The following is a 10,270-nucleotide window of genomic DNA, read 5'->3' as shown; positions in this document are numbered from 1 at the left end:
TGGCCGGCCATCCTCTCAGACCGGCTACCCATCATTGCCTTGGTAGGCCATTACCCTGCCAACAAGCTAATGGGACATGAGCCCATCTTGAAGCGATTACCCCTTGCGGGGATCCTTTAAAAGGGAAAGACTTTCGTCCCCCCTTTCTTATCCTGTATTAGCCCCCCTTTCGGGGGGTTATCCTGGTCTTCAAGGCAGGTTACCCATGCATTACTCACCCGTGCGCCACTTTACTCGGGGTATTGCTACCCTTTTCTCGTCCGACTTGCATGTGTTAAGCACGCCGCCAGCGTTCGTTCTGAGCCAGGATCAAACTCTCCGAATAAACTATAAAACCCGCTCAAAAAAGTGCACGCTATTTAGTTTTCAAAGACCAATCAATTCCAGAGCATCAATTCTAACAAACCAACCTGCTCCTGTCAAGGAACCAAGCCTTTCTCAAAAGGCGAAAGCTAATATTAAAGAAACCGAAATCATTTGTCAAGAGATTATTTTCAAAAATCTTCTCTTCCCTATTTTTATTATATATTCACGTCCGGGCTGCAACTCTGCATCGCTTTGCAATACCTTCGCTCCGTCTATTTCTATTGCCTTTTCCTTTATAAGCCTCAGCGCCTCAGAGTTGCTCTTCGTCATACCAGATGCTGTCAGCACATGCGGCAGCCACCTTTTGTCATCAGGCATGGCATATACAGCGATATCGTCCGGCAAACTGTTCCTTTCGGAGAATACATGCTCAAATTCCTCTCTTGCCTTAACTGCAGCATCCCTTTCATAAAATCTGCCTATAATCTCTTCAGCAAGCCTCTTTTTTGCCTCCATAGGATGAGAAGTCCTGACCTCATCCATATCGCTCGATGTCAGCAGCTCGTAATATCTTATCATGAGCTTATCATCTATAGACATTATCTTTCCGAACATCTCCCGTGGAGGCTCCTCTATGCCCACATAATTTTTCTGACTCTTGCTCATTTTTTTGATGCCATCCAGACCTTCAAGCAGAGGCATAGTAACCACCACCTGAGGTTCCTGCCCGTATTCTTTCTGCATGTCACGCCCAACAAGGAGGTTGAACCTTTGATCAGTCCCTCCGAGCTCGACATCAGCCTTTAACATCACAGAATCATATCCCTGGATAAGGGGATATAAGAACTCATGTACGCCGATAGATTGTCCTGACGTATATCTTTTTTTGAAATCTTCCCTTTCAAGCATCCTTGCCACCGTATATTTGGCGCATAAATGAATCATATCCTCGCCGGTCATCCTGCTCATCCATTGACTGTTGAATGCGACCTCTGTCTTAGCCGGATCAAGGATCCTGAATACCTGCCTCTCATATGTAGCAGCATTTAACAGAACCTCATCCCGTGTCAATGGCCTCCTCGTCTCAGAAACACCACTCGGGTCACCAATCATACCTGTAAAATCTCCTATAAGAAAGATTACATGATGCCCCAGTTCCTGAAATTGCCTGAGCTTGTAAAGTAAAACCGTATGACCCAGGTGAAGGTCAGGCATTGTGGGGTCAAAGCCCGCCTTAATCCTTAACGGGGTATTGCTTTTGAGGGACTTTTCAATCTTTGACTTCAGGAGATCTTCTGATATGACCTCAGTTGAGCCGCGTTTTATTAGGTCAAGCTGTTTTGAGACATTTTTCTCCATGGCGATTACGGCTCAAACTACTTAACCTCTTCAATATAATCCTGATATTCTTTGGAATCCATTAAGAGATTAACCTCTTCAACATTGCCCATCTCAATTACTGCAATCCATCCCTTTCCGTAAGGGTCTTCATTGATGACTTCAGGGGTATCATCAAGGGCATTATTTGTTTCAATGATCCTGCCTCCTACAGGCGCCTCTATTGCAGATGTGGTCTTGGTGGATTCTATCTCACCAATGACTGCGTTCATCTTAACGTCGGAACCTTTCGCTGGAAGTTCGACATACACGATGTCTCCAAGTTGTTCCTGGGCATAATGCGTGATCCCGACTTCCGCCTTATTGCCTTTTGCACGAAGCCACATGTGATCTTTGTGATACCTTAAATCATCCGGATACATTTCAAAACCTCCAAATAATGCAGGGTTCAAGGGTTCAATAAATTTCCATACTCCCAAAGAAATATGGTATTTCAAAATCTGCGGATGCCTGTGAATCTGAACCATGAACTACATTGTGCTCTATGCCTTCACCAAAGTCACCCCTTATGGTTCCCTTTGCAGCGTCTGCCGGATTCGTCGCCCCCATCAGATCCCTGTTCTTCCTTATGGCATTCTCTCCTTCAAGGACCATGGCAATTATCGGCCCTGATGACATATAGGTGGTCAGGCTGTCATAAAAAGGCCTCTCTTTGTGAACAATGTAGAAACCATCCGCCTCTTTCTTTGAAAGCCATAGCATCTTCGCAGCAACCACCTTAAGACTATTCGACTCAAAACGTTTTATCACTTCTCCTATAAGGTTCCTTCTGACTCCATCCGGTTTAATAAGTGAAAGCGTCCGCTCCATCATGCGTTAGCACCCCCCCTGATAATTCGCGACCTTCTCGACAGTTTCTTCCTCTGAGCAAGGACGTTATATATATCAAGCCTGTTAAATTTATACTTAAGCGTACTAATCGGAATGCCAAGGATATTTGCCGTCCTCGTCCTGCTCCACCTCTCCTGTTCAAGGGTTTTTAAAATGAAATTCCTCTCAAACGTCTTGCACGCCCGGTCCAGCAGACCCTCTTCAGTCTCGGCTTTAACCTTTTCATTGATATAATAATCAACCGGAATGTCTTCCTGCGATATGAAATCATTATCAGCAATAGCAACAAGCCGCTCCATCAGGTTTTCAAGCTCACGAATATTCCCTGGCCACTTATAATTCATTAATATACTCAGGGCTGTATCTGTGATCTTATTTACATCTTTTCTGAAACTCTTGCTGTATTTATTCATGAAACACCGGACAAGCTCAGGTATATCCTCTGTACGCTCCCTTAACGGGGGCAGCCTGACCGGGACAACATTGATCCTGTAGTACAGGTCTTCGCGGAAGGTACCTTTTTTTACGGCATCAGCAAGGTCAACATTCGTGGCAATAATCAGCCTGACATCCACTTTGACCGTTCTGTTGCTGCCAACACGCTCAATCTCCTTATCCTGGATAAGCCGCAATAACTTACTTTGTATTTCGTACTTAAGGCATCCTATCTCATCCAGAAAAAGGGTGCCTCCGTCTGCAAGCTCTATCTTTCCATACTTCTGTTTTACTGCACCGGTAAAAGCGCCTTTTTCATGGCCAAAAAGCGTGCTCTCCATAAGATTCTCAGGGATAGACGACAGGTCAACAGTAACAAACGGTTTATCTCCCAGATTGCTCATCCTGTGAATGTGCCTTGCCATGACCTTCTTGCCTGTGCCTGTGTCTCCAAGAAGTAATATAGTGGAGGGAAGCTGTGCAATCTTACTTAACGTATCATATGTATCACGCATAACCGCGCTCTGACCAATTATCATTTCCGATGCAGACAGTTGTTCCACTTCACTTCTCAGATAGAAGCGCTCCTTAGTACACTCCATGTGATCACGCAACCTGTCAATAAGAGTCAACAGCTCATCCGGGTTGAAATCCTTGGTTACATAGTTATATGCCCCAAGCTTCATGGCCCGGACAACCACATCAATATCTTTCAGGACTGATATAACCATGACCTCTATATCAGAATACTTGTCTTTAATTGCCTTCAAAACCTCAAGACCATCCATGTCAGGAAGTTTAAGATCCAGCAGAACTATATCAATATATTTCTGTTCCAGGGTCCTCAGACCCGCGCCTCCGCTGGCGGCTGTAAATACTATGTATCTGTCTTTCAGGATAGTTTCCAGAAGTTCACGCATACTCTGGTCATCATCAATCACCAATATTTTAAGCCTTTTGTCTTCCATGTTACCCTCACTCCTTTTCTTGATTTTTGAAGTCAATTTCATATAAAAGCATATTATCAAAAATAGTGCAAGTCTTCACTATTCATTTCCTGCAATTTTTACACAATTCTTATTTACAGACATTATTTGCCAATTGACAATAAATTCCATGATGTGTTAAAAATGAGCTCATGTTGCAAGGAAGGACACTGCATTTGCAGCTAAAGTAAGAACGCAAGAAATGCCTTCAGGCAAGGCGATGACGAGGAAACCTGAGCAAACTTGCCAGGTAAAACTCAAAAATGCCCAGGTGCAAGAAAGATACGAGGTATTTGATGAGAAAGTCACATCAAGGAAACTGACGGTTACACTCAAAAATGTCCAGTTGCAAGGAAGGAATTGAGATTTGGGCTGAGGCGTACTTACTGGTACGTTGAAGCCCAAATCTCAATTCCTGACGCCGCAAATGGGCGTTTTTCAGTGTAACCGTAGCCGGGGTGGTGGAACTGGCAGACACACGGGACTTAAAATCCCGAGGGCCGCAAGGCCCGTGCGGGTTCAAATCCCGCCCCCGGCACCAGATAAAACAAGGAGTTAGATATCACCCCTCGTCCTCCCATGTGCCTACCAATTCCCCCATTGTGCCCGGATTGTGCCCGGCGACATCCTGACCAACATACTCCCTTACAGGCTCAAGGGCCTTCTCAGCCCTGACCTTATGATAGATACTGATCTGCCTCGCGGCACGTTTCAGGTCGTCTTTTGAGATAATGTTGTATCGCTTAAAAACGGAATCTGTCTTGTGACCTGATATCTGCTGTGCTGTGTGCTGAGGCACCCCTGCCCTAACCATATTGCGGATGGCCGTTCTTCTAAAATCGTGGAAGATTCTCCCCGCAAGTTTTACCTCCTTACAGGCATTATCCCAAGATTTTCTAAAATCCTTTATCCTGCCCCCTTTCTCTGTATAAAATACATAGGGGCATTCCGGAAACCGGAGGTCTCTATTCCGCTTCAGCGCCGTGAGGACACTGAACATTTCATCGTTAAGGACGAGCAGCCTTGCCTCCCCTGTCTTTGTATCCTCCGGATCGAGTCTGACCTCCCCCTCAGCCAGGTCAACCTGATCCCACCGGAGACTCAGGATTTCCTGTTTTCTCATGCCGTAATAATAGGCCATTGTGACAACAGGTTTAAGGTAGACCGGCAATGCAGACCGCAGGACAAGAAACTCATCGGCCTCAAAGAATCCTTTACGCCTGTTATGCTCCCGGAGCATCTTTATTTTTGGGACACGAATCACCTTTCCCACATCCGCACCGAGGTTGAACATTCTCCTCAATGCCGCAAGCTCCCTGTTAACGGTAGCATTCTCAGCCTTATCCTCTTCGATCCTTTTCACTTTATAGGTCTCGATAAGGTCAGGCGCGATCCTGATGGCTTTCATACCGGAAAAGAAACTTTTAAGATGCTCAATACTCCGCTCCAACCTGTCGGTTGACCTTCTCCCGTTTACCTTGTAGTCATTCAATATGAAAGTTACCAACTCCTCAAAGGTCGTCCTCTCAGCCCTCAAATTCGGGGTCTTCCCTTCCGCGATTTCACCCTCCCTCAGTTTCAACTTCCTGATGGCCTCGGACATCTTGTCAGATTTTGAACTCTCCCGGTATGGTTTCCCATTTTTGTAATACTTGATCCAGTAGATATTCCCTCTCTTATAAATACTGCCCATTCTTTCTCACCCCCTTTCTATATGGAAATTAAAATGCCTATTCCGTAAAACTCATCTTATGTTGCTCGATAAATCTCTCAAGATCGTATATGTCTATTTGTATGTGTCTGTCAGGTCTCACATAGGGTATTTTCCCTGCATGGATTAACCCCATTACACCGTGATAAGACCGTCCGAGATAGACGGCGGCCTCTTTGACCGTCAACAATCTCTTCTGAATCTCTTTTGTCTTTGGCAGAGATTTATGACTCATTTATTTCTTTCTCTTTACCTTTTTCTTGAGGTCATTTACGGTATCCTCGATCTTCCAGACCGAAGGCCCCAGGCGTTCCCTGAGATATTCCCTGACCTCTTTTAACTGCGGATCGCTTTCAACCCACTCATCAAATTCCTTTTGCGATAGTTCACGCCCTCTTTTTATATCTGTAATAAAAGCCTTGAAAAAGAAGGTGGCAACTTCTGATAATGATATATTTCGTGGAACCTCGGTAAGCATGTCATAAACATCTCCATCAATCGTTAGCGTCAGTTTTTTCCTCATCCTTTTTTATCCTCCTAAATTATAACGTTTTAACGTTAACACGTGTTAGCGTGTCTGTCAAGATTTATTTATGCCTATCTTTCTTGACAATAGCCCCCATGTGAATTGTAGCAGGTATTATAATTATGATATATTAGGGCCATAGAGCATAAGAGGAGGTAACAGGTATGAAAACAATAAATGTCCCCCTTCCGGATAAACTGGTTGCAGAGGTTGAAACTTATGTAAAGAGCGGATGGTTTACTGATGAAGCAGAGCTCATGCGTACAGCATTACAGGAGTTTATCCGCCACAACCGGTTAAAGCTGATGGAACAGTTCATGAAAGAAGATATTGAATGGGCATTGAAGGCAAAAACTGGAAAATAGATGAACCCTATCGTATGTGATACCGGCCCTATCCTGCATCTCCAGGAAGCAGGACTCTTAAATTTACTTGATAAAGCGGGGGATATCTATATTCCCCAAGTCGTAGACATCGAACTAAAGGAGCTATACCCGCAATGGGAAAATAAAAGACCCGACTGGTTACGTGTTGAACCATTATCATCCGATGAAACCTCTCAGGCAGAACTTTTATCTGCCTCCGCCCTACTGGATTCAGGGGAGGCAGCTGCAATCATTCTATCAAAAAGACTTAATGCAACATGGTTTCTGACTGATGACACAGAGGCAAGAATTTTTGCCACCTTATCAGGAATTGAAGTACATGGCTCCTTAGGTATCGTGTTATGGTCTGCCGCTGTTGAACACCTTGATTATAACGAATCACGATCAGCCCTCGATAAACTTTCTAAAACATCCCTGTGGATTTCAAGAACTATATTGTCTCAGGCTTATAAGGCATTGGATACGATATTTAAGAAATTTCAGTAAAGATTACTTTCCAGAGTGCCTTATTACAAGTGTACTCACTCATACTGATTGTTATGCATTTTCTAAAGCCCACTCGTCGGCCAATGATTTTATTAACGCATCCTCATTAAGATACAATGTATATCTATTGATATTCATCTCATTTAATTCCTTCAGTAATTTGGCTTTAACATCTTTGCTTATTATAATTTCTCGTAGCACATGTTCATTCTTTTGGTCTTCAATTACTTTGCTGAATGTAATAAATTTCCATTCAGGATCATATACAATGGGAATAAGGTATTGTGACTGCTGTGCAACGTGGCGTTTTCCTGCTTCAACGTACCTGCCAATCTTTCGCAAGTCAGGAATTTCATTCCCTCCAAGCCTAATTTTAGGAGGAAAGTACAAAAAAACTTTGCCATCCTCTTTTTTTTCATGATTAAAATCTTCACATGCAAAAAATAGCGCTACAAAACAGGAACTTGATAAATCAATCAAAGGTGTTGGAAATCCATGATGTCTTAAATATGCTAAATACCCCATTTCAGGCAATTCCCACGATCCTTTTTCATATTCCTTAAAATCAAATGGATATCCATTTTTTGTTGACCTTCTTTCATAGATAGTTTTAATAAGAGAATTAATAAGGGGTTTGTATCTATCAATGATTCCATAGTATTTCTCACATTCAATTATTTCAATCCCATGCCTTTCAAGCGATGATTTGATATTCCAATTATGGTTACTTTGCCCCCTAAAAAGGGCTACGCGTTCCTGGCCAATTTCGCTCTTAAATCTTAAAATTTCTTCTCTATAATCTTCTATTGTTGTAATCATACTTTATTTCGATCAGCGTGACGCGCAAGGAATGGCCGTGTACATGCGGCTATCACTTGTCGCTGCCCTCGCTCTGGTTCAGCGTCTCCGGTCCCTTCTTCTTACCTTTGACCTTGGCCCAGACCACAGAACCAGCGGCAAACAGAATGCCGATGGCAAGGTATTTGAGCCAAGTTCCAGTGAACGCTTTAAGAAAAGCCGGCAAAGGCTTTTCTCCGGGCTCTTTCACTACAAGTCGGTAGTTCCCTGTGTCATATGTCTGAGGCCGCGCGCTACCGCTTACGGCAGGGCTCGGCGAGCCGGTGAATGTGAAGGAGTCGCCAAGCTGCTTCATCTGTTGGGCGTACTGTTGGTATATTTGCTTGTTACAGGACACCGTGACGGTGTAAAGATATCGTTTCCTGATGACATAGGTTGAGTACTCGATCCGGGTTGAATGTTGGGCGGGCGGGCCTCGAGAAGAAGCTTGATGGAAGATTCTTGTCCAACTTGGCCATGACTGGAGTCGAGCACCTTAACATTGTCCGCTCCGTACATCTTTCTGGCGAAGCCAGTGATGTCTTGGATTGTGAAGTCGGTCATGCTGTAGTCATTACGGTCTAGCAACTGAGCATTGACTGTGAACATGAGAAACTGACCGTCCTCAAACTTCTTGACCGCTTTGAATACAGTTGCCTCGGTCATCGCCTCCTTTACCGTCCAGTCTGAGGGATGAGTGAGACGAAAGCCGTACTTTTCATCCGAGTGCGTGATCATGCTTTGCCCAAACGCATGGGCTGACAACAGGACCGTGAATACGATGATGCTGATTGTCTTCATGATTCTCTCCTCGACTACCTATGGTTATATGGATCAATATATAACATCATAAAATTTCAAGTGCCGTATAAGACATAACTTTTTTCGTTACATTCATTATCCTCTCAGATAACAATATGCTTTCAATGAATTAGACCATCCCCCTGAGGCACCATACTAATCCTTTGAATTTACTTTCTCCCCCCTCCAATTCAAATACATCTCTCAAATCCACCACCAACCATATTGTGCTTCTCAATGGTCATATAGTATAACTTGAAGGGAATCATAACAGATTAGAGATTCCTTGTAAAACAAGAACCTTCTTGAATACAGTCGCCTACGTCATAAGGCCAAATACGTAAACCCCCGCATATCCTTATGCCACTCCGCCCAGTGGCCAGCCGCCTGCACTTCCTCATAAAGCCATTCTACATCCTGTAATTTATGAAGGTGGTAGCCTGTCCACCATTTTATTTTGTCCTGCTTCATGAGAAAGCCTCTGGACTGGCTCCACCGCTTAAACCAGCTTACGGCATCACCGACGGACTTCATCAGGTACTTGGTAACATAATTCACCACATGTTTTATGTTTTCAAACTTCTTTGTCTTATTAGAGATGTTGACGAATTTCCCCACGCCATACTTGACCCATTTCTCCTGTATCCAATCGAAAGGGATAAATTTTTTCGTCCATAGAAGGATATGGAAATGGGGATAGCCATCTTTATGGGCCTCAACAACTTTAAAGACCTCAATATTTCCGAACTTCCTTTTCATGGCAGTAAGGAGTTTATTCCAGCCCTCAGACATTACCTTATATGCTTCCTGGGGGGTATCAAAATTATGATAGCATGTAAGGGTAAGGAACTTGAGATATTTCCAGCCGTCAGACTCATCCCACTCTTGAACCTCCCTGAAACGATAATATAATGCCCCCTTTAATCTCTTCCTGATCTTCTTGACCCTGTTATTCCCACAGACAGGACAATCCCATCTTCCGCATTTCCTTGCCCTTACCACCCCATGATGAACGCCAAACATATCATCATAGACCTCAATAGAGCCATACATATTCGGGCAGATGTTATTTGATAATGTTTGAGATATTCCTATAGCCTTATTTTCAAGGAAAGGTGAGGTCTCCGCATCTCCTTGCGGAGATGCGGAGACCTCACAATACAGAGACATCTCATCCGTAAGCATACAATCTTCAAAAAGACATCTTGAACATCTCTCAGAACGATTACCCATTAGAAACCTCCTTCTTCCTGAAGCACTTACTGTTGGGCAGCCCCACCGGTCGGATTACGACACGTTTACCGCCCTATGGCACCTATGGAAGGGGTATGCCCCCGGCCCCCATCAGTGATCTGGATATTTTGTGCCTGAAAATGTGCCTGTGAGCGTTTAATCTGCTCACATTTGCCACTTCTGCACGTGTATTGACATTTCAGCGGATCTTCCTGTAACATCCGCATAGATCAAATGTTTTATGGAGTTGTTAAGGGGTAGGCTATGGGGCGGTTTGCGACTTAAAATCCCGAGGGCCGCAAGGCCCGTGCGGGTTCAAATCCCGCCCCCGGCA

The 10,270-nt window shown here is 44.1% G+C and carries 13 protein-coding genes, 1 tRNA gene and 1 rRNA gene; 3 read left to right on the top strand and 12 right to left on the bottom strand.

Going from position 1 to position 10,270, the window contains the following annotated elements; translation table 11 throughout:
- From IT393_04395 to IT393_04375, 5 genes are all read right to left on the bottom strand, one after another.
- A 16S ribosomal RNA gene (locus tag IT393_04395) occupies positions 1-325 on the bottom strand; the annotation flags it as partial.
- Positions 326-480: 155 nt separating this feature from the next.
- Positions 481-1,665, bottom strand: a complete 1,185-nt coding sequence (locus tag IT393_04390; GenBank protein MCC7201889.1) for a tyrosine--tRNA ligase — start codon at positions 1,663-1,665, stop codon at positions 481-483.
- 17 nt (positions 1,666-1,682) lie between these two features.
- The gene (gcvH, locus tag IT393_04385; protein ID MCC7201888.1) at positions 1,683-2,066 is read right to left on the bottom strand and encodes a glycine cleavage system protein GcvH; all 384 of its coding nucleotides are present in this window, start codon (positions 2,064-2,066) and stop codon (positions 1,683-1,685) included.
- Positions 2,067-2,100: 34 nt separating this feature from the next.
- The gene (ndk, locus tag IT393_04380) at positions 2,101-2,514 is read right to left on the bottom strand and encodes a nucleoside-diphosphate kinase (protein MCC7201887.1); all 414 of its coding nucleotides are present in this window, start codon (positions 2,512-2,514) and stop codon (positions 2,101-2,103) included.
- Positions 2,514-3,938 (bottom strand): sigma-54-dependent Fis family transcriptional regulator, encoded by a 1,425-nt coding sequence (locus IT393_04375; GenBank protein MCC7201886.1) that lies wholly within the window; start codon positions 3,936-3,938, stop codon positions 2,514-2,516. The genes ndk and IT393_04375 overlap by 1 nt, the downstream gene beginning before the upstream one ends.
- Positions 3,939-4,408: 470 nt before the next feature.
- Here IT393_04375 and IT393_04370 point away from each other — a divergent pair.
- A tRNA-Leu gene (locus IT393_04370) sits at positions 4,409-4,497 on the top strand.
- A 21-nt stretch (positions 4,498-4,518) separates the two neighbouring features.
- Here IT393_04370 and IT393_04365 read toward each other — a convergent pair.
- From IT393_04365 to IT393_04355, 3 genes are read right to left on the bottom strand one after another with little or no spacing between them, the layout of a single operon-like run.
- Positions 4,519-5,649, bottom strand: coding sequence for a site-specific integrase (locus tag IT393_04365; protein ID MCC7201885.1), 1,131 nt, complete (start codon positions 5,647-5,649; stop codon positions 4,519-4,521).
- A 37-nt stretch (positions 5,650-5,686) separates the two neighbouring features.
- Positions 5,687-5,902: a helix-turn-helix domain-containing protein gene (locus IT393_04360; protein MCC7201884.1), complete on the bottom strand. Its 216-nt coding sequence runs from the start codon at positions 5,900-5,902 to the stop codon at positions 5,687-5,689.
- Positions 5,903-6,190, bottom strand: a complete 288-nt coding sequence (locus IT393_04355; protein ID MCC7201883.1) for a hypothetical protein — start codon at positions 6,188-6,190, stop codon at positions 5,903-5,905.
- A 167-nt stretch (positions 6,191-6,357) separates the two neighbouring features.
- Between IT393_04355 and IT393_04350 the strand changes: the two genes are divergently transcribed.
- Together IT393_04350 and IT393_04345 are read left to right on the top strand one after the other, a co-directional pair.
- The gene (locus IT393_04350; protein ID MCC7201882.1) at positions 6,358-6,558 is read left to right on the top strand and encodes a CopG family transcriptional regulator; all 201 of its coding nucleotides are present in this window, start codon (positions 6,358-6,360) and stop codon (positions 6,556-6,558) included.
- On the top strand, positions 6,559-7,065 hold the full coding sequence (locus IT393_04345) for a hypothetical protein (GenBank protein MCC7201881.1): 507 nt from the start codon (positions 6,559-6,561) through the stop codon (positions 7,063-7,065). It begins immediately after the preceding gene.
- A 51-nt stretch (positions 7,066-7,116) separates the two neighbouring features.
- Here the strand turns inward: IT393_04345 and IT393_04340 are convergent, their stop codons facing one another.
- The 4 genes from IT393_04340 to IT393_04325 all read right to left on the bottom strand — a co-directional run bounded on the left by IT393_04340 (position 7,117) and on the right by IT393_04325 (position 9,936).
- Positions 7,117-7,884 (bottom strand): FRG domain-containing protein, encoded by a 768-nt coding sequence (locus tag IT393_04340; GenBank protein MCC7201880.1) that lies wholly within the window; start codon positions 7,882-7,884, stop codon positions 7,117-7,119.
- A 52-nt stretch (positions 7,885-7,936) separates the two neighbouring features.
- Complete coding sequence (locus tag IT393_04335) at positions 7,937-8,218, bottom strand: hypothetical protein (GenBank protein MCC7201879.1); 282 nt, start codon at positions 8,216-8,218, stop codon at positions 7,937-7,939.
- Positions 8,215-8,703: a hypothetical protein gene (locus IT393_04330; GenBank protein MCC7201878.1), complete on the bottom strand. Its 489-nt coding sequence runs from the start codon at positions 8,701-8,703 to the stop codon at positions 8,215-8,217. Before IT393_04330 ends, IT393_04335 begins: the two co-directional genes overlap by 4 nt.
- 324 nt (positions 8,704-9,027) lie before the next feature.
- Complete coding sequence (locus IT393_04325) at positions 9,028-9,936, bottom strand: replication endonuclease (GenBank protein MCC7201877.1); 909 nt, start codon at positions 9,934-9,936, stop codon at positions 9,028-9,030.
- Positions 9,937-10,270: the final 334 nt, after the last annotated feature.

Source organism: Nitrospirota bacterium (genome assembly GCA_020851375.1).
Lineage (GTDB): Bacteria > Nitrospirota > 9FT-COMBO-42-15 > HDB-SIOI813 > HDB-SIOI813 > RBG-16-43-11.
Note: the sequence above shows the minus strand (reverse complement) of the source record. Positions and strands in the feature narration are given on the sequence as shown.